At 65.1% G+C, this 23,089-nt stretch carries 24 protein-coding genes and 1 pseudogene; 13 read left to right on the forward strand and 12 right to left on the reverse strand.

The annotated features are described in order from the left end of the window. Window positions 1–109 precede the first annotated feature (109 nt). The 4 genes from cpaB to AB7245_RS01040 are packed head-to-tail and all read left to right on the forward strand — an operon-like array spanning window position 110 to window position 4,532. Window positions 110–925, forward strand: a complete 816-nt coding sequence (gene cpaB, locus AB7245_RS01025) for a Flp pilus assembly protein CpaB (protein ID WP_063980255.1) — start codon at window positions 110–112, stop codon at window positions 923–925. 13 nt (window positions 926–938) lie between these two features. Further along, on the forward strand, window positions 939–2,456 hold the full coding sequence (locus tag AB7245_RS01030) for a type II and III secretion system protein family protein (protein WP_063980256.1): 1,518 nt from the start codon (window positions 939–941) through the stop codon (window positions 2,454–2,456). A 52-nt stretch (window positions 2,457–2,508) separates the two neighbouring features. Continuing rightward, the gene (locus AB7245_RS01035; protein ID WP_063980257.1) at window positions 2,509–3,243 is read left to right on the forward strand and encodes a CpaD family pilus assembly protein; all 735 of its coding nucleotides are present in this window, start codon (window positions 2,509–2,511) and stop codon (window positions 3,241–3,243) included. Further along, the gene (locus AB7245_RS01040) at window positions 3,240–4,532 is read left to right on the forward strand and encodes an AAA family ATPase (RefSeq protein ID WP_063980258.1); all 1,293 of its coding nucleotides are present in this window, start codon (window positions 3,240–3,242) and stop codon (window positions 4,530–4,532) included. The genes AB7245_RS01035 and AB7245_RS01040 overlap by 4 nt, the downstream gene beginning before the upstream one ends. A gap of 30 nt (window positions 4,533–4,562) precedes the next feature. Here AB7245_RS01040 and AB7245_RS01045 read toward each other — a convergent pair whose 3' ends face one another. After that, entirely contained in the window at window positions 4,563–5,336 is a 774-nt protein-coding gene (locus AB7245_RS01045) for a tetratricopeptide repeat protein (protein WP_063980259.1), read from the reverse strand. 79 nt (window positions 5,337–5,415) lie between these two features. After that, complete coding sequence (locus tag AB7245_RS01050) at window positions 5,416–5,661, reverse strand: PilZ domain-containing protein (RefSeq protein WP_027534981.1); 246 nt, start codon at window positions 5,659–5,661, stop codon at window positions 5,416–5,418. Between the two features lie 296 nt (window positions 5,662–5,957). Between AB7245_RS01050 and AB7245_RS01055 the strand changes: the two genes are divergently transcribed. From AB7245_RS01055 to AB7245_RS01070, 4 genes and pseudogenes are all read left to right on the forward strand, one after another. After that, window positions 5,958–6,287 carry a zinc ribbon domain-containing protein gene (locus AB7245_RS01055; protein ID WP_354132194.1) on the forward strand — a complete coding sequence of 110 codons (330 nt, stop codon included), beginning with the start codon at window positions 5,958–5,960 and terminating at the stop codon, window positions 6,285–6,287. A gap of 328 nt (window positions 6,288–6,615) precedes the next feature. After that, window positions 6,616–7,524 (forward strand): annotated as a pseudogene (locus AB7245_RS01060) (YifB family Mg chelatase-like AAA ATPase); the annotation flags it as partial. A gap of 110 nt (window positions 7,525–7,634) precedes the next feature. After that, on the forward strand, window positions 7,635–8,108 hold the full coding sequence (locus AB7245_RS01065) for a hypothetical protein (protein WP_063980265.1): 474 nt from the start codon (window positions 7,635–7,637) through the stop codon (window positions 8,106–8,108). 119 nt (window positions 8,109–8,227) lie between these two features. Continuing rightward, window positions 8,228–10,462: an ATP-binding protein gene (locus AB7245_RS01070; protein ID WP_084794914.1), complete on the forward strand. Its 2,235-nt coding sequence runs from the start codon at window positions 8,228–8,230 to the stop codon at window positions 10,460–10,462. Between the two features lie 223 nt (window positions 10,463–10,685). Here AB7245_RS01070 and coaA read toward each other — a convergent pair whose 3' ends face one another. The 7 genes from coaA to hisB all read right to left on the reverse strand — a co-directional run bounded on the left by coaA (window position 10,686) and on the right by hisB (window position 15,422). Continuing rightward, window positions 10,686–11,642 carry a type I pantothenate kinase gene (gene coaA, locus AB7245_RS01075; protein WP_028150152.1) on the reverse strand — a complete coding sequence of 319 codons (957 nt, stop codon included), beginning with the start codon at window positions 11,640–11,642 and terminating at the stop codon, window positions 10,686–10,688. A gap of 25 nt (window positions 11,643–11,667) precedes the next feature. Further along, entirely contained in the window at window positions 11,668–11,988 is a 321-nt protein-coding gene (locus AB7245_RS01080; protein WP_028150153.1) for a phosphoribosyl-ATP diphosphatase, read from the reverse strand. Between the two features lie 79 nt (window positions 11,989–12,067). Further along, window positions 12,068–12,841 (reverse strand): imidazole glycerol phosphate synthase subunit HisF, encoded by a 774-nt coding sequence (gene hisF, locus AB7245_RS01085; protein WP_063980266.1) that lies wholly within the window; start codon window positions 12,839–12,841, stop codon window positions 12,068–12,070. A gap of 10 nt (window positions 12,842–12,851) precedes the next feature. Continuing rightward, window positions 12,852–13,589, reverse strand: a complete 738-nt coding sequence (gene hisA, locus AB7245_RS01090; protein ID WP_063985972.1) for a 1-(5-phosphoribosyl)-5-[(5-phosphoribosylamino)methylideneamino]imidazole-4-carboxamide isomerase — start codon at window positions 13,587–13,589, stop codon at window positions 12,852–12,854. Further along, on the reverse strand, window positions 13,586–14,236 hold the full coding sequence (gene hisH / locus AB7245_RS01095; RefSeq protein WP_063980267.1) for an imidazole glycerol phosphate synthase subunit HisH: 651 nt from the start codon (window positions 14,234–14,236) through the stop codon (window positions 13,586–13,588). The genes hisA and hisH overlap by 4 nt, the downstream gene beginning before the upstream one ends. Then, on the reverse strand, window positions 14,233–14,763 hold the full coding sequence (locus AB7245_RS01100) for a DUF2628 domain-containing protein (protein ID WP_063980268.1): 531 nt from the start codon (window positions 14,761–14,763) through the stop codon (window positions 14,233–14,235). Before AB7245_RS01100 ends, hisH begins: the two co-directional genes overlap by 4 nt. 65 nt (window positions 14,764–14,828) lie before the next feature. Further along, window positions 14,829–15,422, reverse strand: coding sequence for an imidazoleglycerol-phosphate dehydratase HisB (hisB, locus tag AB7245_RS01105; protein ID WP_028150158.1), 594 nt, complete (start codon window positions 15,420–15,422; stop codon window positions 14,829–14,831). 190 nt (window positions 15,423–15,612) lie between these two features. On the opposite strand from hisB, the gene hslV reads away from it, so the two are divergent. The 5 genes from hslV (at window position 15,613) to AB7245_RS01130 (ending at window position 19,972) form a co-directional block, all read left to right on the forward strand. Continuing rightward, the gene (gene hslV, locus AB7245_RS01110; protein WP_028150159.1) at window positions 15,613–16,173 is read left to right on the forward strand and encodes an ATP-dependent protease subunit HslV; all 561 of its coding nucleotides are present in this window, start codon (window positions 15,613–15,615) and stop codon (window positions 16,171–16,173) included. A 17-nt stretch (window positions 16,174–16,190) separates the two neighbouring features. Beyond that, complete coding sequence (locus AB7245_RS01115) at window positions 16,191–16,676, forward strand: GNAT family N-acetyltransferase (protein ID WP_063980269.1); 486 nt, start codon at window positions 16,191–16,193, stop codon at window positions 16,674–16,676. Beyond that, window positions 16,673–17,290 (forward strand): DUF2585 domain-containing protein, encoded by a 618-nt coding sequence (locus tag AB7245_RS01120; protein ID WP_063980270.1) that lies wholly within the window; start codon window positions 16,673–16,675, stop codon window positions 17,288–17,290. Before AB7245_RS01115 ends, AB7245_RS01120 begins: the two co-directional genes overlap by 4 nt. Window positions 17,291–17,339: 49 nt before the next feature. Further along, window positions 17,340–18,644, forward strand: coding sequence for an ATP-dependent protease ATPase subunit HslU (gene hslU, locus AB7245_RS01125; RefSeq protein WP_063980271.1), 1,305 nt, complete (start codon window positions 17,340–17,342; stop codon window positions 18,642–18,644). Between the two features lie 203 nt (window positions 18,645–18,847). Further along, window positions 18,848–19,972 (forward strand): hypothetical protein, encoded by a 1,125-nt coding sequence (locus tag AB7245_RS01130; protein ID WP_063980272.1) that lies wholly within the window; start codon window positions 18,848–18,850, stop codon window positions 19,970–19,972. Here AB7245_RS01130 and AB7245_RS01135 read toward each other — a convergent pair. The 3 genes from AB7245_RS01135 to AB7245_RS01145 are packed head-to-tail and all read right to left on the reverse strand — an operon-like array spanning window position 19,969 to window position 22,794. Continuing rightward, window positions 19,969–20,559, reverse strand: coding sequence for a Smr/MutS family protein (locus AB7245_RS01135; RefSeq protein WP_063980273.1), 591 nt, complete (start codon window positions 20,557–20,559; stop codon window positions 19,969–19,971). The genes AB7245_RS01130 and AB7245_RS01135 overlap by 4 nt on opposite strands. Continuing rightward, entirely contained in the window at window positions 20,556–22,109 is a 1,554-nt protein-coding gene (gene mltA, locus AB7245_RS01140; RefSeq protein ID WP_063980274.1) for a murein transglycosylase A, read from the reverse strand. The genes AB7245_RS01135 and mltA overlap by 4 nt, the downstream gene beginning before the upstream one ends. Continuing rightward, entirely contained in the window at window positions 22,087–22,794 is a 708-nt protein-coding gene (locus AB7245_RS01145) for a Tim44/TimA family putative adaptor protein (protein WP_063980275.1), read from the reverse strand. The genes mltA and AB7245_RS01145 overlap by 23 nt, the downstream gene beginning before the upstream one ends. Between the last annotated feature and the right edge of the window lie 295 nt (window positions 22,795–23,089).

Raw genomic sequence — 23,089 nt, forward strand, 5'->3', positions numbered from 1 at the left:
GGCCATCACACTCGGCCTCGCAACACCCCTTATACCTTTACTCCCTACTCATCGACGCAGGGGAACCCGCCACGTGCGGTTCGAGTGCCCCGCGTAAGAGTAGAAGCGCATGAACACCGCACGCATTGTCGTTCTCGTCATCGCGCTGGGCGCCGGCGGCGTCGCTGCGTATCTGGCGAGCGGCTTTGACAACAAGCCAGCACCCGCCCTTCCCGTCGCCGAGAAGCTGCCGACGGTCGAGGTGCTGATCGCGAAGAACGACATCCAGCTCGGCCAGGCCGTGAAGCCCGAGGATCTGCAATGGCAGTCCTGGCCGGCGGCGACCGCGAGCAGCGCCTTCATCCGCCGCGACAGCAGGCCCGACGCCCAGACCCAGATCGCAGGCTCGATCGCGCGCGTGCCGTTGATGCAGGGCGAGCCGATCCGCGAGCAGAAGCTGGTGCGGGCCGAGGGCTCGGGCTTCATGGCCGCGATCCTGCCCTCCGGCATGCGGGCCGTCTCTACCGAGATTTCAGCCGAGACCGGCGCCGGCGGCTTCATCCTGCCGAACGACCGCGTCGACATCGTTCTAACGCGGCGCCTGAAGAACCCCGATGGCGCCAACGGCGCGACCGGCGGCAACGACCTGATCCTGTCGGAGGTCATCCTGAGCAACATCCGCGTGCTCGCGATCGACCAGGCGCCGAAAGAAAAAGACGGCCAGAACGCCGTACTCGGCAAGACCGTCACGCTCGAGCTCAAGCCGGACCAGGTCGCGACGCTGTCGGCCTCGCGCCAGGGCGGCACGCTGACGCTCGCGTTGCGAAGCATCGCCGATGCCAACGCGTCGGAGATTTCGATCGAAGACCTGACGGCCAAGCGGCCCGGCGGCGTGAACGTGATCCGCTACGGGGTGCAGGCACGGCAACTGACGTCACAGAAGTGATGATGGGGACACCATGAACTACGGGGATGATCGGACGGGCCTGCGCATTCGGGGGAAGCGCGCACGCTCGTTCTGGACGGGGGCGGTGCTGATGCTGGGGCTGATCGCAGCCCCCGACTTCGTCAGCGCGGCGGATGCGCCGGTCGGCGACCAGGCGCCGATGCAGGCGCCGGATCTCGGCGTGTCGCCGGTTTCGACCATCGCGCCTACACGCACGCGCTCGCTGTCGCTCGGCGTCGGCAAGTCCGTCGTCATCGATCTGCCGCGCGAGGTCAAGGACGTGCTGGTGGCCGATCCCAAGATCGCCAATGCAGTGATCCGCTCGTCGCAGCGCGCCTATATCATCGGCGGCCAGGTCGGCCAGACCAACGTCGTGTTCTTCACCGCCGACGGCCAGCAGGTTGCCTCTTACGACATCGCGGTAAAGCGCGATCTCAACGGCATGCGCACGGCGCTGCGCCAGTCGCTGCCGGGCGTGCAGATCGAAGGCGTAGGCGACAGCGTGATGCTGACCGGCTCGGTGTCGAGCCCGATCGAGGCCCAGCAGGCCGGCGACGTCGCCGCAAAACTCGTTGGCGGCGCTGACAAGGTCGTCAACAACATCGTCGTGCGCGGCCGCGACCAGGTGATGCTCAAGGTCGTCGTCGGCGAAGTCCGCCGCGACATCGTCAAGCAGCTGGGCGTCGACCTCAGCGCCAGCCTGAATGCCGGCACGGCGGTCGTGAACTTCAACAATTCCAACCCGTTCTCGGTCTCTGGCGGACCGATCGTCGGCAGCAACGGGCTCGGCGTGGCCGGCCTCGCCAAGGGTGTCGCCACCGTCAGCGCCACGATGCGCGCGATGGAAAGCGCCGGCGTCATGCGCACGCTCGCCGAACCGAGCCTGACCGCGATCTCGGGCGAATCCGCCACCTTCATCGCCGGCGGTGAATTCCCGATCCCTGCAGGCTATTCCTGCGATCCGGTCACCCACGTCTGTACCACCCAGGTCACCTACAAGAAGTTCGGCATCTCCCTGAACTTCACCCCGCTCGTGCTCAGCGAAGGCCGTATCAGCCTGCGCGTGATGACCGAGGTCTCGGAGCTGTCGAACACGAACGCGATCACGCTGACGCAGGCGGTGTCCTCGACCTCGAGCAACTCGATCACCATCCCCTCGGTCCAGACCCGCCGCGCCGAGACCACGCTGGAGATTCCTTCCGGTGGCTCGATGGCGATGGCCGGCCTGATCCAGCAGAAGACCAAGCAGGCGATCAACGGCCTGCCCGGCGTCGACCAGGTGCCGATCATCGGCGCGCTCTTCCGCAGCCAGGACTTCGTCAACAACGAGACCGAGCTGATGGTGATCGTGACGCCCTATGTGGTGCGGGCGGTCGCCCAGAAGGAATTGTCGCGGCCCGACGACGGCTTTGCGCCGGCCTCGGACGCGCAGACGGCGCTGCTCGGCCGCATGAACCGGCTCTATGGCATCGCGCGCAGCGTCGATCCGATCGAAGGCACCCGCGGCGATTTCGGCTTCATCATCGACTGAGACGGACGGTTTGGGGACCGGGGCAAGAAATGGGGCAAGAGGGGACAAAGCGATGACGAAGACGATCGCCGATCGACGTCGCAACCTGCGGATCGCGCTGGCGCTGACGGGGCTTTCCGTCATGCTCGGCGCCTGCAACACCACCGGTGACATCGTCACCCAGACGGTGCCGACCGACTATCGCCAGCGCCACCCGATCGCGGTGCAGGAAGCCAAGAAGTCGATCGTGATCTTCGTCGGCAAGGCGCGCGGCGGCCTCTCCACCGCGCAGCACGCGGACGTCGCGGGCATTGCCAGGGACTGGGTGCGCGAAGGCACCGGTTCCGTCGTCGTCGACGTGCCGAGCGACGCTGCGAATTCACGCGCCGCGGCGGCGACCTATCACGAAATCCGGTCGGTGCTCGCATCCGGCGGCGTGCCGTCGCGCGCCATCGTCCAGCATCCCTATCGCCCCGAGGATCCCGGACTGCTGCCGACCATCCGCCTGAGCTATTCGAAGATCGCCGCGGTCGCCGGCCCCTGCGGGCTGTGGCCGGAAGACGTCGGTCCGAACATCCTCGACCCCGGCTACAACGAGAACCGGCCGTACTTCAATCTGGGCTGCGCCAGCCAGCGCAACCTCGCGGCCATGATCGACAACCCCGCCGACCTCGAGCAGCCGAGGGCGGAGACGCCTGCCTACACCGCACGGCGCGAGATCGCCTTCGAGCGCTACCGCAAAGGCATGGCGACCACGACCATGTATCCCGAGGCCGAAAAGGCCAAACTCAGCGACACCGGCAAATGACAAGTTTTCACGACGACGAGGAAGCGGACGACCCGCGGCACCCCGAGGACCACATTGCGCCGGTTCCTCGCATCTCGGTGCAGGCCTTTTGCGAGACCGAGCAGACGCTCGCCGCGATCACCGCGGCCGGGCAGGATCGCCGTCTCGCCAAGGCGCATCTCACCGCCAAGGGCGGCGGCCTTGCCGCGGCCATCGAAGTCTATGACACGATGCCGACGCCGAACGTCATCGTGATCGAATCCGACGGCACACGCGATATCCTCGAGGGCCTCGACGATCTCGCCGGCGTCTGCGATCCCGGCACACGCGTGGTCGTGATCGGCAACCCCAACGACACCGCGCCCTATCGCGAGCTGGTCCGCCGCGGCGTCAACGACTACGTGGTGGGACCGGTCGAAACCCTCGACGTCGTCCGCTCCATCTGCAGCCTGTTCTCGGCGTCGGAAGCCATCATCACCGGCCGCGTCATCGCGGTGGTCGGCGCCAAGGGCGGCGTCGGTGCGTCCACGGTCGCGCACAACGTGGCCTGGACCATCGCGCGCGACCTCGCACTTGATTCCGTCGTGATCGATCTCGACCTCGCCTTCGGCACCGCCGGCCTCGACTACAACCAGGACCCGGCGCAGGGCATCGCCAACGCGGTGCTCTCGCAGGACCGGCCGGACACGGCGCTGATGGAGCGCCTGCTCGCCAAATGCACCGAGCGCCTCAGTCTCCTCGCGGCGCCCGCAACGCTCGACCGCGTCTACGATTTCGGCGCCGAAGCTTTTGATGCGATCTTCGACACGCTGCGCATGACCACACCCTGCATCGTGCTCGACGTTCCCCACCAATGGTCGGGCTGGACGCGCCGCGCGCTCGTCAATGCCGACGATATCGTGATCGTGGCCGAACCCGATCTGGCCAATTTGCGCAACACCAGGAACATGCTGAGCGTGCTCAAGGCGGCACGGCCCAACGACCGTCCGCCGCTGTACTGCATCAACCAGGTCGGCATGCACAAGCGCGCGGAGATCGACGTCAAGGCGTTCGCCAAGACCATGGAGAGCCAGCCGATCGCGGCGATCCCGTTCGACTCGAAACTGTTCTCGACCGCGGCCAATAACGGCCAGATGATCGCGGAAGTCTCCAAGAACCACCGCACCACCCTTCTGTTCCAGAACATGGCGAACCGCCTCGCCGGGCGTGGCGAGGTGAAGAAGCCGAAGCGCTCGCTGCTCGGGCCGCTCCTGAAGAGGCTCAAGGGCAGGGCGGGTCGCGGGTCAGCCCCGCATCGCAAGGTGTCGTAAGCACCAACGCGAACGAGAAACGAGGGCGGGCTACTTGTCCGCCCGCTGCTGCTTCTTCGCCAGCAACTGCCGTAGCGCCGTGACCTTTGCCGCGGCCTGATCCGGCGGCAGGTCGGCCTTCACGATGGTCTCGGCCTCGGCCTGCTTTCCCTGCAGTCCCACGACGAGCGCCAGATTGGCGCGCACGCGGGAATCGGCGCGATTGTGCTCATAGGCGCGGCGCAGCGTTTCCTCGGCCCGCGGCAGATTGTTCTGGAGCATGTAGGACAGGCCGAGATTGGACAGAACCTGCGGCTCCTCGGGCACGATCTTCAGCGCTGCCGAATAATATTGCTGCGCCTCTTCGTTGCGGCCGAGCTGATCGAGCGCCGCGCCTTGCGCCGACAGGATGCGCCAGTCGGGATCCTCAGGCGTATGCGCGCGGCTGAGCACATCGAAAGCCTGCTGGAAATTGCCGCTGTCGGCGAGCGCGCGGCCGTAGCCGGCGAGCAGCGCCTTGTTGCTGGGATGGGCGAGCACGGCCTGCTCCATCACCGCAACGGCCTGGGCGCGCTGGCCGGTCTCGCGCAGCGCCATGCCATATTCGAGCGCGACGTTGGGATCGGAAGGCTTGGCGCGATAGCGCTCGCGAAGCGCGTCCATGTCCGGCTTCGGGTCGGCCCTGCCAGCGGTTTCCGACTTGCCACCGAGCGCGCCGGTGATGTCCTCCAGACTCGTGGTCTGGCAGCCGCCGAGGGCAAGCATCACGAGCGCGGAAAGCAGGAATCTCGCCGGCGGAGAGGCAAGGGACGAACGCTTGGGCATACTCTGATCACTCGGCGACTGATCAGCGATGCTTACCGATTAACCCTAAAGTCCAGTTAAGGAACCTGGCCCGTCCGGCTCAATCGGTGAACTCGGCGCCGAATTCGCAGCCGATGCGCCAGCGCAGGCGGCATTGGCGGGAATAATCGGGCGCGAAGATGATGGTGAATTGCGGCGGCACTTCCAGAAACTCCGCCACCACTTTCACGCCCCCATCCGAGATATCCGTGATCGTGCAATCCCTCGGCAGCGAGCCCGCGCCAAAGTGAATCTTGGCGAGCCGAGTGCACACCCGTCGTTCGCTTCTGCGGCGATTTGCAAGCATTTGAATTGTTCACCCGTTAGATCACGGCCCATCCCGCAGCTCTAGGAGTAGCGAACATTCGTTGGGATGTGCTGATGAGAGCCGCTCGCATTCGAGGCGTAGTGTCTGCGTGATGTTTACGACCGGTTAGGGTTTTCCGGGCCCTCGGGCTGTTCTCGTATTGTTCTTGCAAGAAAGATCGGGCTCTGCTACCCCTAATTGTACGAGAGGGCAGGCTGGTTCGGGCATGGTTCAGCGGGTTCACACCGCACACCACGACCCATGATGAAACCACGAGGGCACGCCGAGATGAGCCTATGGCACCCGTGGAGAACCTGTTCCCTGCTGCTGTTGACGCAGACATCTATTGGCGGGTGAACCGCAAGCTGATCACCAAGGCAGCCCGAGGCCGGAACGCCAGACAACTGTCGAAATCCATCGTATCGGGCATCATCTTCTGCGCCACGTGCGGCCATGCGGTCACGAGGGTGGCCAAAGGTGACTACGTCTACCTCGTGTGCTCGCGAGCGAACATGCGGGCGGAGGGCTGTGACTACAGGGCCGTGCGGTATACAACGCGCATTCGATGGCAGCGCATTGGCCGCAGATGCTGGAGGACGCGCAGTATCAGACAGTCTCGCTTGTAACGACACCCCGAGAGCGCATCAGGTATGGGGACGAGGAACCCGTCTACGACCAGAAAAAGAAGAAAATTAAGCTGCCTCGCACATGCCATGACTGCGGTGCTCTCCAAGGGCAACTTCACGTGAGCGGATGCGACATGGAAGAATGCCCGGCCTGTGGCGGCCAAGCCATTTCCTGCGGCTGCGTACAGGTTCCCATGACGTCCGAACAGTTAGAGGCTTGGACGGAGCGAGATGACACAGTCGACGACGACCATTTGGAGCCTGACAGCAAAACCGATGAGCTGAAACCGCAAGGCCCACCGCCTGATCCATAAATTGTCATTGACGTAATCACCTGCTCATGATCGGCGCGCCCGGCGCCGGCAAGTCGATGCTGGCGGCGCGCCTGCCCTCGATCCTGCCACCGCTGTCGCCGGGCGAATTGCTCGAAGTCTCCATGATCGCCTCCGTCGCCGGCGAGATCGAGGGCGGCGCGTTGACCGCGCGGCGGCCGTTCCGTTCGCCGCATCATTCCGCCAGCATGGCCGCACTCACCGGCGGCGGCATCCGCGCAAAACCCGGCGAGATCTCGCTTGCGCATCAGGGCGTGCTGTTCCTCGACGAGCTGCCCGAGTTCGATCCTCGGGTGCTGGATTCGCTGCGCCAGCCGCTGGAGAACGGCGAGGTCTCCGTCTCCCGCGCCAATCATCGCGTGACTTATCCTGCGCGCTTCATGCTGGTCGCGGCGATGAATCCGTGCCGCTGCGGCCATGCGTTCGAGCCCGGCTATGCCTGCAAGCGCGGCCGCATCGATCGCTGCACCGGCGACTACCAGGCGCGCATCTCCGGTCCGCTGATGGACCGCATCGATTTGCGCATCGAGGTTCCCGCGGTGACCGCAGCCGATCTGATCCTGCCGCCGGCGGCGGAGGGCTCGGCGGAAGTCGCCGCGCGCGTGGCAGCCGCGCGCGACATCCAGCTCGCGCGTTACGCGGATGCGGGCCTGCCGCATGTTCGCACCAATGCCGAGGCGCCGGCCTCGGTGTTGGAGGACGTCGCCAAGCCGGATGCGCAAGGCGCCAAATTACTGCGCGACGCCGCCGAGACCATGCGGCTGTCGGCTCGCGGCTATCACCGCGTCCTGCGGGTGGCGCGCACGCTCGCCGATCTCGACGGCGCCGACAAGATCGGCCGGCTGCATCTCGCCGAGGCGCTGTCCTACCGCGCACTCGCGGAGGATGTGCGGCAGATGGCCTGATCCTTCCGCGCATCAACCCGGCGGTAACGAGTTTCCTTTACGCTCTGCAAACCATAAGGCCCAAGCGTTCCCCTATGAGTTCCACACAGGGCCCGGGCGAGTAGAGTGTCATGTTGCGTTTCAAGATCCTGGCCTCGGTTGTTCCCCTGCTGGCGGCCGCGGTGTTCGCCCGCGGCGAGATCGGATCGGTCTCGCATCCCTGCATCGCGCTGGGCGAGACTTCAGTCGAGCTGACATCCCTGTTCTGGACGGCCGGCGTCCATGTCGCCTTCACCGACGATCTGTCGCGGGCCACGGTGCGGGTTCAGATCACCGACGATCCGGACGCGGCGGACTTCGCGGTCGTGGACGACGGTCTCGGCTCCGAAACGGATTCCTGTCAGGCCAATCCGGCGACGCGCCTCATCACGATTGCCGCGGAGCCGGTCGACGGCGGTCCGGTGATTTACCTGTCCACCGACGGGCCGGCCGATTACCGCATCTATGTGCGCTCGAAGACCTTTTCGCAGCGCGAGGCCGCGGCGCTGATCGTCGGTGCCAATGGCGGCCACCGCCCGCTCCCGCTCCAGGCCGCCTCGCTCTGAAGCGTTAACACCTCGTCAACCCTGTTTGGAGGCCGAACCAAAGCCTCAAGCTGTTCGCAAGGTCGGCGAGACATCGTCGCAATTGGCGACGCGGGGTTTCGGAGCAAGAGTCGGGGTCGATGGCGATGGATCGGACGTTCCGGATCAAGGTGCGCATGCGCCGCTTCAGGCGACAGCATCCCCGCATCGCGTTCGCGATCCGCTCCTTCATGATTTTCTCGGCGACGTTCGGCGGCGCCTATGGCTTCGTCTCCGGCAGCCGCTCCGAGAACTCCGGCTACGATCCCAATACGTTTGCGGTCGGCGCGAGCTTCCTGTTCGCGCTCGCCTGCCTCGGCCTCGCCACGCTCAGCATGCGGCTGCGCTTCGTCAACAAGCGGATGCGTAAGCTCGCCGCCCACAACGAGACGCTGATCGACCGCAATTGGGAACTGAAGGAAGCGGAGGAGCGCGCGCGCAGCCTGTTCGAACAGCAGGGCGATCTGATCGTGCTGCGCGACCACCAGGGCCGCATCTCCTTCGCCAACGACGCCTATTGCGCACTCGCAGGACAGGGGCGCAACGCGCTGGTCGGCACGCGTTTCGATTTCGACGTCCTCGAGCAGGGCGACAGCGCCCGCGAAAGCAACGGCACGCGCATTCACGACCAGAGGATCACCACCCCGCACGGCGCGCGCTGGATCGCCTGGCGCGAGGGCTATGTCCGTCTCGATGCCGGCCAGCCCGCCGAATTGCAGAGCGTCGGACGCGACGTCACCGACCGCACCGAGACCGAGCGCGCGCTGTCGGACGCGCGCGACCAGGCCGATGCCGCCAACCGCGCCAAGTCGCGCTTCCTGGCGATGGCCTCGCATGAGATCCGCACGCCGCTCAACGGCATGATCGGCATGGGCGGCCTGTTGCTCGACACCACGCTGACGCCGGAGCAGACGACCTATGCCAGGGCGGTGAAAACCTCCGGCGAAGCGCTGATGGCGCTGATCGAGGAGCTGCTCGACTATTCCAAGATCGAGGCCGGCAAGCTCGATCTCGACCAACGCCCGTTCGCGCTCTCGACCATGATCGAGGAGATCACCGAGCTGCTCGCGCCGCGCGCGCAGGCAAAGACGCTCGAGATCGCCGCCTATGTCGACGAGCGCCTGCCGCTCGAGGTCGTCGGCGATGCCGCGCGGTTGCGCCAGGTGCTGCTCAACCTCGCCGGCAACGCCATCAAGTTCACCGCGACCGGCGGCGTCGCGCTGATCGTCGAACCCGGCATCTGGCCGAACGAGATCAGCTTTCTGGTGCGCGACACCGGCATCGGCATCGCGCCCGAGGCGCGAACGCGCATCTTCCGCGAGTTCGAGCAGGCCGACGAGCGCGTCGCCCGCACCTATGGCGGCACCGGGCTCGGCCTTGCCATCAGCGAACGCATCGTCAAGCGCATGGGCGGCCGCATCACCCTGGAGAGCGAGCCGGGCAAGGGCTCGACCTTCGACGTCGCGATCCCGCTTGCGCCATCGCAATCCGGCGCGGGGCAGACGGCGTTCCCGAGCCCTGATCTCACCGGCAAGTCGATCCTCCTGATCGCCGACGGCATCGAGGCCTCGCTGATCGCGCGGCGGCTGGAGCGCTGGGGCGGACAGATCTGCCTCGTCTCGGATGGAGCCGTCGCAGAGGCGCTGCTGCCGGAGCGCTCATGGCATGCGGTGCTGGTCGATCGTGCGATCGGCGCCGCCATCGCCGACCATCTCGGCGAGGTCGCGCGCAAGCATGCGACGCAGCGGCTGGTGCTGCTGACGTCGAGCTCGCGTCACGAGAAATTTTCAGCTTCCTTCACCGGCTTTCTGATCAAGCCGCTGCGCGCAGCTTCGCTCGCGGCACGTCTCGCGCTGACGCCGGAGGTCGCCTCGCCCGAACTGGCGCCGGAGCCGCCGGCCGCCTCCCCCGCCGGCGTCGTAACGGCAAAGGGTCTGTCGATCCTCGTCGCCGAGGACAACGAGATCAACGCGCTGCTGATGCGCTCGCTGCTGACCAAGCTCGGCCACCGCGTCGTCATCGCGGTTCATGGCGAGGCGGCGCTGGAATCCTGGCTCGCCGCGTCATCCGCCGGCACGCCCTACGATCTCGTGCTGATGGACATCCAGATGCCGCAGCTCGACGGCATCGAGGCGACGAAACGCATCCGCACGCATGAGGCGGCCAAAGGCGGCCACCACACGCCGATCCTCGCGCTCACCGCCAATACGCTGGTGGAGGATCGCTATGCCTGTTTCGAGGCGGGCATGAACGGATTTCTGATCAAGCCGCTCGACCGCGACAAGCTGGACGAGGCGCTGGCCGGGCTGGCGGCGGCGCGGCATCTGGCGGTGTAGGAAGGTCTCTCCTCCGTCATTGCGAGGAGCCCTTGCGACGAAGCAATGACGATGTGGCTGCAGGCGTGCGCCAATCACCGATGCCGTAGGGTGGGCAAAGCCAACGGGTCGCGCGAATGCGCGCCCAATGACAGGCTCCGCGTGCCCACTATTCACATTCGACAATGCAGATAGACGGTGGGCACGGCGCTTCGCGCCTTTGCCCACCCTACGATACCGCGGCCTATAGCCGTCGCAGCGCCACGCTTGCCACGGTGTGGTCGGCGCCCTTCTTCAGGATCAGCGTCGCGCGGGGGCGGGTCGGCAGGATGTTATCCTCGAGATTGGCGAGGTTGGTGCGTTCCCAGATCGCGATCGCGGTGGCGGTGGCTTCCTCGTCCGACAACAGCGCGTAGCGATTGAAGTAGGATTTCGGATTGGTGAACGCGGTGTCACGCAGCGCCAGGAAGCGCTTGATGTACCATTGCCGCAGCGCCGCCTCGTCGGCGTCGATATAGACCGAAAAGTCGAAGAAGTCGGAGACGACGGGCACCGCCTTGCCGTCGCGCGGCAGCTTGCCGGTTTGCAGCACGTTGACGCCCTCGACGATCAGGATGTCCGGCTGGTCGATCTCGGCCCACTGGTTCGGCACGATGTCGTAGGTCAGATGCGAATAGACCGGCGCGCGCACGTGGCGGCGGCCTGCCTTGATGTCGGAGAGGAAGCTGAGCAGCAGCGGCAGGTCGTAGCTCTCCGGAAAACCCTTCTTCTGCATGATGCCCTGCCGCTCCAGCACGGCGTTGGGATACAGAAATCCGTCGGTGGTGATCAGTTCGACCTTCGGACGCGGCGACCAGCGCGCCAGCAGTGCCTGAAGCACGCGGGCCGTGGTGGATTTTCCGACCGCGACCGAACCAGCGACGCCGATGATGTAGGGCATCTTGCGGTCGCGGATGTTGAGAAACTGGCGCTCTGCGTAGTACAGGCGCTGCATCGCATCGACATAGATCGACAAGAGGCGCGACAGCGGCAGGTAGATGTCCTCGACCTCCTGCAAGTCCAGGCGATCGTGCAGCGAGCGCAGCCGGTCGAACTCGCCGGGCTCCAGCGTCATCGGCGTGTCGTCGCGCAGTCGCGACCACTGCTCGCGCGTATAGACGCGGTACGGATTATACTGCTGCTCGGGTGCGCGGATATCCATGACGCGACCTTTCCGTTGGGATCTACTAACCCTTGCGGGACGCCTTTTCTTCCAATCCGGACATATTCGTCCGCTTGTCCAGCGCGGCCTCGACCTCCTCCAGCTTTACGCCGCGGGCCTTGAGCAGCACAAGGAAGTGATAGAGCAGGTCGGCACTTTCAGCGATCAGATGCGCGCGATCGTTTTCGACTGCTGCGATTACGGTTTCGACTGCCTCCTCGCCGAACTTCTTGGCGCAATGCTCGGCGCCCTTGTCCAGGAGCTTACGGGTATAGGACGCCTCGCCGCCGGCCGCCGCGCGGGCGTCGATGGTGTCGGCCAGATCGTGGATCGTGAAACGCGACATCGGAATTACTCGAACAACACACAAGGCCACGGAGGCCATTCCCCGTAGGCCTATGTAGCATTTTTATGATCGGGAGTCGTCAGGCATCGAGGCGCATGGCCAGTCCGCGCCGGGCCATGTGCTCCTTGGCTTCGCGAATGGTGAATTCCCCGAAATGGAAGATCGAGGCGGCCAGCACAGCTGTGGCGTGGCCGTTGCGGATACCGTCGACGAGATGATCGAGATTGCCGACGCCGCCCGAGGCTATCACGGGAACGGGAACGCTGTCGGCGATCGCCCGGGTCAGCGGGATGTCGAAGCCCTGCCGGGTGCCGTCGCGGTCCATGGAGGTGAGCAGGATTTCACCAGCACCGAGCGAGACCACTTCCTGGGCATATTCGATGGCATCGATGCCGGTCGAGTTGCGGCCACCATGGGTGAAGATCTCCCAGCGGTCGCCGCCCGGACGCTTGACCCGCTTGGCGTCGATCGCGACCACCACGCATTGTTCGCCGAATTTCTCGGCAGCTTCCTTGACGAACTCGCGCCGCGACACCGCGGCGCTGTTGATCGAGACCTTGTCGGCGCCGGCGCGCAGAAGCGTCTTGATGTCGTCAACCTTGCGCACGCCGCCACCGACGGTCACGGGCATGAAGCAGGCCTCCGCCGTACGCCGGACCACGTCCAGCATGATGCCGCGGTTCTCGTGGGTCGCGGTGATGTCGAGGAAGGTGAGCTCGTCGGCACCGGCGGCGTCATAGGCGATCGCGGCTTCGACGGGATCGCCGGCATCGCGCAGGTCGACGAAGTTGACGCCCTTGACGACCCGGCCGTCCTTGACGTCGAGGCAGGGGATCACGCGCACCTTGAACATGTGTCGGCTCCTAGGCGGTGCGCGCGTTGCGGATCAAGGTGAGGGCGGCGGCGGGATCGAGCCGGCCGTCGTAAAGCGCACGGCCGGCGATCGCGCCGGCGAGCTTCCTGGCGCGCGGCGTCAGCATCGCCTTGACGTCCTCGATCGAGGCGAGGCCGCCGGAGGCGATCACGGGAATCGAGATCGCATCTGCCAGCGCAATGGTCGCATCGTGGTTGAGGCCCTTGAGCAGGCCATCGCGCGCGATGTCGGTGAAGATGATGGCGGCGACGCCGGCATCCTCGAAACGCTGCGCGATTTCCAGCACCGTCACCTGCGAGGTCTCGGCCCAGCCTTCGACGGCGACCTTGCCGTCACGGGCATCGAGCCCGACCGCAACGCGGCCGGGGAATTTCCTTGCAGCCGCCTTCACCAGTTCAGGGTCGCGCACCGCGGCGGTGCCGATGATGACGCGGGTGATGCCCTTGTCGAGCCAGGCTTCGACGGTCGCGAGATCGCGAATGCCGCCGCCGAGCTGCACCGGGATCTTGATCGTCTTGAGCATCGCCTCTACCGCCTGCGCATTCACCGGCTTGCCGGCAAAGGCGCCGTCGAGATCGACGACGTGGAGATACTCGAAGCCCTGTTCGACAAAGCTCTGCGCCTGGGCCGCGGGATTGAGGTTGAACACGGTCGCGCGCGCCATGTCGCCTTGCTCGAGGCGCACGCACTGGCCGTTCTTGAGGTCGATCGCGGGAAAGAGAATCACGGTTTCCATCGCAAAAAGTTCGAGATCAGGGCCAGGCCGAAACGCTGGCTCTTCTCGGGGTGGAATTGGGTGCCGATGGCGGTGTCCTTCGCGACGATCGCGGTGACCGGTCCACCGTAATCGGCGCGCGCGAGCACGTCCGCCTCGTTGGCGGCGTTGAGGTGGTAGGAGTGCACGAAATAGGCGTGCTGGCCCTTGGGGCCGAGCGGCAGCCTGTCCAGCACCGGATGCTCCTGCAGCAGGTCGAGCGTGTTCCAGCCCATGTGCGGGATCTTCAGGCTCTCGTCGCGCGGCATGATCTTCTCGACGTCGCCGCCGACCCAGTTCAGGCCCTCGGTGATGACGTGTTCCTTGCCGCGGCTCGCCATCAGCTGCATGCCGACGCAAATACCAAAGAAGGGCCGCGCCTTGACGCGGACCGCTTCGGTGATCGCCTCGACCATGCCGTTGACGGCATCGAGCCCGCGCCGGCAATCGGCGAAGGCGCCGACGCCCGGCAGCACCAGACGGTCGGCGCCGTAGGCCTGATCCGGATCGCTGGTGACGAAGACCTTTTGCGGAATCTCCAGGCTGCGCGCGGCGCGCTCGAACGCCTTGGCGGCGGAATGCAGATTGCCTGAACCGTAATCGATGATCGCGACGCTCATCTTGACCCTCCCGGTTCCGGAAACAATCCAATGATGCCGCCCGACGGCAGCGGTGGCGGATTTGAGAATTGCTGACCCGGCACGTTGCGGGTTGGCGGCGGGCCGCCGCGATCGACGGCCCATTGATCGTTGACGATGCCGCGCTGCTTCAGGCTCCAGCGCTCGAAGAAACGCCGCTCGGCGGTGTCCTCGTCGTCGGAGATGACGACGTCAAGCTGGCGCCACTTGCCGCGCGACAGTGTCCAGCGGCGCAGGCTCGAGGCCTCGAAACCCATCAGCACCGCGATGATCATATTGGCCAGGAAGATCGAGCTGCGGCCAACGCCGAGGCTATGCAGCCCTGCATCGAATGCAGCCAGGAAAATCACCCAGCCGATCAGCGCCAGCCAGAGCCTGTTCCAGAGCAGCCAGAACGGACCCAAAACCATCGCCCAGAAATGAAAACCGTCGCGCACGAAGACGAACTTGTCGGTCGCGCGCAGATCGGCTCCGGCAGGGGAGGGAGCATGAACTGTGTAGACAGGCATGGTGATGCCCCGTTCCTAGGAATTCAGTGATACCGCAAGCGGCGCGTGCCGCGGGCCGAAAGACGTCAGCCGCCGAGCGAACCCTTGGTGGACGGGATTTCGCCCACGGCCTTCGGATCGATCGCGACGGCAGTGCGCAGCGCCCGCGCCAGGCCCTTGAAGCAGGACTCGGCGATATGGTGGCTGTTATCGCCATATAGGGTCTCGACGTGGAGAGTCACGCCGGCGTTCATGGCGAAGGCCTGGAACCACTCGCGCACCAGCTCGGTATCGAACTCGCCGATCTTGTCGCGGGGGAAGTCGGCCTTGAACACCAGGAACGGACGGCCCGAGATGTCGATGACCACGCGCGACAGCGTCTCGTCCATGGGCATGTGCACGCCGGCATAGCGGGTGATGCCCGCCATGTTGCCGAGCGCCTGCTTGACCGCCTGGCCCAGCGCGATGCCGGTGTCCTCGGTGGTATGGTGATGATCAATGTGCAAATCGCCAACCGCCTTGACCGTGAGGTCGATGCGGGAATGGCGGGCGAGGAGATCGAGCATATGGTCGAAAAAGCCGATGCCGGTCGCGATATTGGACACGCCGGTGCCATCGAGGTTCACGGTGACCTCGATGTCGGTTTCCTTGGTCTTGCGCTTGATCGTCGCGGTGCGCATTGAAAAGCGGTTTCCATTCTGGTTTTGGACCGAAAACGGCGGTCTTTTAACAGTCAAATGACGCCTTCGCTACTGCGGGAACGGCTGGCCGGGCCTCTACTTCTGCCTATGGTGAGCGAAATGGGCCCGGAGCGGCCCGTTGTACGGTCGGTCCCGACCGCCTAAATCAGGTCCGACAACGAGGTATTTGATGCAGGATTCCCAGAACAGCGCACCGGGCTGGCACGGCACCACGATTTTGACGGTCCGCAAGGGCGGCAAGGTGGTGATCGGCGGCGACGGCCAGGTCTCGATCGGCCAGACCGTGATCAAGTCCAACGCCAAGAAGGTGCGAAAACTCGGCAAGGGCGACGTCATCGGCGGCTTTGCCGGCGCCACGGCTGACGCCTTCACGCTCTTCGAGCGGCTCGAATCCAAGCTCGAGCAGTATCCGGGGCAGCTGACCCGGGCTGCGGTGGAGCTCGCCAAGGACTGGCGGACAGACCGCTATCTGCGCCGCCTGGAGGCTATGATGATCGTGGCCGACAAGGACGTCTCCCTGGTCCTGACGGGCACCGGCGACGTGCTGGAGCCCGAGGCCGGGGTCATGGCGATCGGCTCTGGCGGCAATTACGCCCTGGCCGCTGCGCGGGCCTTGATCGACACCGACAAGGATGCCGAGACCATCGTCCGCCGCTCCCTCGATATCGCCGCCGACATCTGCGTCTACACCAACCGCAATCTGACCATCGAAAGCCTGGCGACCGGCTAGGCCAGACCGAACAGGACATGGCGCCCGCCTACACCTTCCGCCCGATGAGCCCGGCCGATTTGCCGCTGATCCGGCGGTGGCTGGGCGAGGTGCATGTGCGGGAGTGGTGGGGCGATCCGGACGAGCAGTTCTTGCTGGTGAGCGGCGATCTCGATGAGCCGGCGATGGACCAGTTCATCGTGTTGGCTGGCACCCACCCGTTCGGCTATCTTCAATGCTATCGCCTGACAGCCTGGAATACCGGCTTCGGGCCGCAACCGGAGGGCACCCGTGGGATCGACCAGTTCATCGGCGAAAGCGACATGATCGCGCGCGGCCACGGCTCCGCGTTCATCCGCCAGTTCGTCGACGGCCAGTTGCGGCAGGGCCTGCCACGCATTGTCACCGATCCCGATCCGCTCAACGCACGCGCCGTGCGCGCTTATGAGAAGGCCGGCTTCGTCCGCGACCGCATGGTCGAGACGCCGGACGGGACGGCGCTGCTGATGGTGCGCGAGCCGTGACGCTGACGAGCACGCACGAGAGCAAGGTCGCCGTACCGCCATTGGCCTGGGTCGGCATCGCACTGCTGCTGCTGGCGCTGCAGGCCTCGATCTTGTTCGCGATGGGGCGGGTGCCGATCTGCACCTGCGGCTATGTAAAGCTCTGGCATGGCGTGGTGAACAGCTCCGAGAATTCGCAGCACATCGCCGACTGGTACACCTTCTCTCACATCCTGCATGGCTTCCTGTTCTACGGCTTGACCTGGCTGCTGTTCGCGCGCCTGCCCTTCCTACAACTGTCCTGGCCGGCACGGCTGATCGTCGCCATGCTGATCGAAGGCGCCTGGGAGATCGTCGAGAACTCGCCCTTCATCATCGAACGCTACCGTGCCGGCACGATCTCGCTGGATTATTTCGGCGACAGCATCGTCAATTCGATTTCTGACAATCTGGCCATGATGATGGGGTTCCTCGCCGCGCGCGTGCTGCCAGTCTCGGTGACCGTCCTGCTCGGGCTCGCCTTCGAGATCATGCTCGCGCTTCACATTCGCGACAATCTGACGCTCAATATCCTGATGCTGATCCATCCGATCGACGCCGTGAAACAGTGGCAATCGGGCCCGCCCATCATCTGACGTAAAATGCGGCTTGTCCCGACCCGCATCTGATCCTAGCTAAGGTCCCATGACAGACTTCTCTCCCCGCGAAATCGTCTCCGAACTCGACCGTTTCATCGTCGGCCAGGCCGATGCCAAGCGCGCGGTCTCGATCGCGCTGCGCAACCGCTGGCGCCGGCAGCAGCTCTCCGGCTCCTTGCGCGAAGAGGTACTCCCGAAGAACATCTTGATGATCGGCCCCACCGGCGTCGGCAAGACGGAGATCGCGCGACGGCTCGCCAAGCTCGCGAACGCGCCGTTCCTGAAGGTGGAAGCGACGAAATTCACCGAGGTCGGCTATGTCGGCCGCGACGTCGAGCAGATCGTGCGCGATCTCGTCGAGGTCGCGATCGCCCAGGTGCGTGAGCGCAAGCGCAAGGACGTGCAGGCACGCGCGCAGCTCGCCGCCGAGGAGCGCGTGCTCGACGCGCTGGTCGGCGCCAATTCCAGCCAGGCAACGCGCGAATCGTTCCGCAAGAAGCTGCGCGCTGGCGAGCTCAACGACAAGGAAATCGAGATCGAGACGCAGTCCTCGGGCGGCGGCATGCCGATGTTCGAGATCCCGGGCATGCCCGGCGCGCAGATGGGCGCGGTGTCGCTCGGCGACATCTTCGGCAAGCTGGGCGGGCGCAGCAAGACGCGGCGACTGACGGTGGAGAACTCGCACGAGATCCTCGTCAATGAGGAATCCGACAAGCTGCTGGATACCGACCAGCTCACGCTGGAGGCGATCAGCGCGGTCGAGAACAACGGCATCGTGTTCCTGGACGAGATCGACAAGATCTGCGCACGCGACGGCCGGGTCGGCGGCGACGTCTCGCGCGAGGGCGTGCAGCGTGACCTGTTGCCGCTGATCGAAGGCACCACGGTCTCGACCAAGCACGGCGCGGTGAAGACCGATCACATCCTGTTCATCGCGTCCGGCGCCTTCCACGTCGCGAAACCGTCCGACCTGTTGCCGGAATTGCAGGGCCGCCTGCCGATCCGCGTCGAACTGCAGGCACTGACCCGCGACGACATGCGGCGCATCCTGACCGAGCCCGAGGCCTCGCTGATCAAGCAATATATCGCGTTGCTGCAGACCGAGGGCGTGACGCTCGACATCACCGCCGACGCCATCGACGCCCTGGCCGACGTCGCGGTCGCCGTCAATTCCACCGTCGAGAACATCGGCGCGCGGCGGCTCCAGACGGTGATGGAACGGGTGCTGGACGAAATCTCCTTCACCGCCCCCGACCGCAGCGGCGAGACCGTCAAGGTCGATGCGGATTTCGTGCAGAAGCACGTCGGCGACCTCGCCAAGAACGCCGATCTGAGCCGGTTCATTTTGTAATTCGGCTGCGGCCACGCTATGGATGCCGCTGTCGTCCCTGCGAAAGCAGGGACCCATAACCACCAGCGGCTCTTGTTGAAACAGATGGCGACCACGATCCCGGCTCGAACGACTTCCTGTGGTTATGGGTCCCGGATCTGCGCTCGCTGTGCTCGCTTGTCGGGGACGACGGCGGAGGTAGATCGCGTCAGTTCGGGTGCGGCGTGATCGCCCAGATTCAGAAAAATCCCTGGCGTCTCCTGCTCGCGATCAACGCCGCGGTCATCGTCGGCGTGTTCGTCCACAAGATCCAGCTGCCGCCTTACGTCCCCTACATCCACCTCCTCGTCGACTATCATTTCGGCTTCATCAAGCGCGCGCTGATCGGGGCCATCGTCGCGCTGTTCACGGACAAGGTGCCGGTTTGGCTGGTGTTCGCGCTCGGCGGAGCGACGTGGCTGGTGACGCTGGGGCTGTACGCAAGGCTATTCCAGAAAACGTTCGGCTTCACCGCGAGAACGCTGCCGCTGTTCGTCTTCATCGCGGGCTCGCCGTTCTTTCTCAAGAACTTCATGCACACGCTCGGCCATTTCGACATCTATGGCTGCGCGCTGGCGATCATCCTGCTGCTGATGCCGGCGGGCTCGCTGCTGTTCGTCGCAATGGCCGCGCTGTTCTCGATCGTCCTCGTGCTGATCCACCACATTCATCTGCTGATGTATGTGCCGACGATCATCGCCATCGTCGTGATCAGGCACTACCTCGCCTACAGCGTCACCAAGACGAATGTCGCGTTTGGTTTGGTGGCATTGCTTGGCGTGAGCGCGCTGTTCTTCGCGGCGCAATTCCTGGGAACGATGCCGATCCCGGAAGCGGATTTCGTTGCCTACCTGAAGACCCGGATGGCTGATCCGGCGCGGACCGACCTGCTGCAATTCGCCTACATCTGGTACCAGCCGCTGGCGAAGGAGGTTTCGGATACCTGGGGCCGCCTGCCGCACAACATCCTCGGCGTGCCGGTGTTTGCCCTGCTGATCTGGCTGCACACGCCACTCTGGCGCTATTTTGCCGGCGTGATCGGCGCGCTCGCGAACGACCTGCACCGGCGCCTCGTCATCGCGGCGCTGATCGGCATCAGTCTCGCCTATCTCGTGATGTTCGCGATGGTGTTCGACTATTCGCGCTGGATCTCGAACTGGGCGGTCTGCCTGTTCCTGATCCTGCACGCGGTGAAGATGCTGCCGGCCAAGTACAATGCACCGCTGATCGCGTCGGAGGATCGGAAGACAAATATCTTCGGCCTGATCCTCACGCTGATCCCGCGCGTCGGAATCGTCCGGCCGTTCTAATACCTCGCCCGGCGTATCCGCACATAGAGCGCGCCCTCGCCGCCATGGCCGATATGCGCCTCCTCGAAGCCGACGACGAAGGCGCGGAATTCCGGCAGGCTCAGCCATTCCGGCACCTGGCGGCGGAGCACGCCGCTTTCGCCGCCGCTCCGTCCCTTGCCAGTGATGACGAGCACGAAGGTCAGGCCGTCATCATGGGCGCGGTGCAGGAAGCCGGTCAAGGCCCGGTGGGCGCGTATCTGGGTCATGCCGTGCAGATCGAGCCGCGCCTCGATCTCGCTGCGGCCGCGCGACAATTTTGTGCGCTCGCGCTTGCCCAGCGGTGCCAGCGGCGGCATGGCCGGCTTTGCCATGCGCACCGCCGGCGCGGCAGCGATCGGCCGTGGCGATGGCGCAGATCGCGTAGCCGGCGCTGCCGGTGAAGGCTCAGTGCGCGGCGGGGCGTGTGTCTTTGCCACGCGATGCTTCCGCAGCGGCTTGACCTGTTTTGCGACCGCATCCCACAGCGCGCGCTCCTCCTCGCTCAGCGCACGGCGGCGCGGCGAGGTACGAGGCTCCAGCACGGGCGGACGGGACGATCGCTTCATTGCTGCCGATGGGGACGATTCTTGACTGGCCGCCGCGGCTCCTGAACGGGCTCTATCACGGGACGCGGCACCGGCAACGGGACCGGATTGGCAACGGCGACGGTCTCACCCTTACCTTGCGCCACGGCTGCGGCCGGAGCCGCGGGCTTGGTCTGATCCTTGGGCGAATCCTTGGCAGGATCGGTCTGCGGAAACAGCCTTGCGATCTTCTCCGAGGGACGCGGGTCCGGCACCGGCAACTTCGCGGCGCGTACTGCGGGATCGAGGCCCTTCGGTACCAACATGACGAAGTGCATGGGATGGCGCAGCCGTCCCGAGACACGGCCGGCATCCGCGCCGGCGCCGAAATAGAGATCGGCGCGCGCGGGGCCGATGATGGCCGAGCCGGTGTCCTGCGCGATCATCAGCCGGTGGAACGGCGTCTTGGAGCGTTCGGAATCGATCGGCAGCTCGCCCTCGATGAAGAACGGCGTGCCGTAGACGTGCAGTGCCTTGTCGACCGCGATCGAACGGCCGGCGGTCAGCGGAATGCCCTGCGCACCCACCGCTTCTTCCTTGTCGGACAGATTGACCTCGCGGAAGAAGATGTAGGATCGGTTCTGGCGGCGCAGATCCTTGGCGCCATCGGGGTTCTGCGCCATCCACTCCCTGATCTTCTGCATCGACATCTCCTCCTTCGGAATGATGCCGCGCTCGATCAGGACACGGCCGACGGCCGTGTAGGGATAGCCGTTATAGGCGTCGTAATTCAGCCGGACCGTGCCGCCGTCGTCGAACTTGATCCGCGCCGAGCCCTGGATCTGGGCGAACAGCAGATCGGTCGGGTCCTTCAGCCAGGCGATCTCCAGCCCGCGGCCGGCGATCTTGCCGTCCTCGATCTCGCCGCGATCGTAATAGGGCACCAGCTTGCGGCGGCCGATCTTGCGGTAGACCGGGCCCTTGTTGGGCAAGCTGACCGAGTCCTGCTTGTAGCCGCGCACGAACAGGTTCGACGGGCGACGATAGACCGGCACGTTGAAGACGTCGGTCTGCGTCCGCGATCCCTCCAGCACCGGTTCGTAATAGCCGGTGACGAAACCGTCGGGCTCGCCGAGGCGCGAGATCCGCAGCGGTGCAAAATTCTCCTCGAAGAAGGTCCTGGCTTTGCCGTCGTCGGTGAGCTCGAGCGACTTGGCGGCCCTGCAGGGCTCGCTCAGCGAGCCGCCAAGCGCCTTCGGTTCGGCCGCACCGGTCTGCGCGTTGATCGTCCGGCAGCTCGCGCGGAACGTCTTGTAGGCGGCGAGATGGTCGTCGTCGCTCCAGCCTTTCACGTCCGTCCAGGTCAGCGGCAGATATTGCGCACCGGGGATTTCGAACGGCAAAGGGAGCTGCGGATAGGGCAAGGCGCGCGGCGGGGCGGCGGCAAGTGCCGGGAGATGATGGTGATGGCTGCGATAGTGACGCCGCGCCGCCTCGGCGCCGAGCGAAAACGACGACAGCACGACGGCACCTGCGCAAAGCGCCGTCGCGCTGTTCTTCAGGAAATTCTTAATTCGCGCTTCCGGTGCCAACCAGCTTCCAGTTTGGATCGCGAGAGGTGATATCGCGGGCGAAGGTCCAGATGTCGGTGATGTCGGCGACCGTGTCCGCACTACCGTCGACGATATTGCCGCTCTTGTCGCGGGTGGCCGAGATCATCTGCGAGACGAATCGTATGGTGAGCTGAGCCGTGCGGTCGCGCAGCTCGGCGCCGACGAGCTCGGCCTTGTCGATCGAGACGAAACGCGTCTCGGTCTTCTGCTCATACTTCTCGCGTTCCTTGATGGCGGCGTCGAAGCTATCATAGACCTCCGACGACAGCAGGTCGCGCAACGCGCGGCGGTCGCCATTGGCAAAGGCCAGCACGATCATCTCATAAGCGCCGCGGGCGCCCGAGATGAAATGGCGCGGGTCGAAGGTGGAATCCTTGTCGACGATGGCATCGAGACCCTGGGCGAGCGCGGTGCCCGGCTCGGTCAGGCCCTTCCAGCGGTCGGAGGGCGGAGCCGGCTCGGCGGTCGGCGCCAGCGGGGCCTGGTCGATCACCTTGCCCGGCATGGTCACGACGTTCTTGTCCTGGGCACCCCCCAGCGCATTGCGGGCGGCGGTGCGGTCGAACGGCGGCCGCTCGTTACCCGTCCGCTGTCCCAGCACGCTGCGCAGCCTCAGAAAGATGAAGACCGCCAGCGCCAGGAAGATGATGGTGTAGATGTCCACGTCGTATTCGCTTTCTGGTCTTCGCTGAAAGGGGCCGTCTCGGGTCGTCGCCGGGAAAATCAATCCGGCCAGTAGACCGTTCCATACGGGAACGGCAAGTCTACATCACCATTTTAGGTCCGCGCGTCTGGTCCTCGGGATGTAGGCACGAAATCTTGCCCGGCCAATGGCGCCTTTTGGCACAGCGCCGAGTGTAGCGCGTTTTATGCTTAAGGGGAAACCCGATCCTGCCCGGAAATCGCGCATCTTCAATCGTTTAACGCGCGATTTCGTCAGGAGGGCCGGGTGAACGTCA

The organism is Bradyrhizobium sp. 604_D8_N2_3, assembly GCF_051810765.1.
GTDB classification, from domain to species: Bacteria; Pseudomonadota; Alphaproteobacteria; order Rhizobiales; family Xanthobacteraceae; genus Bradyrhizobium; species Bradyrhizobium barranii.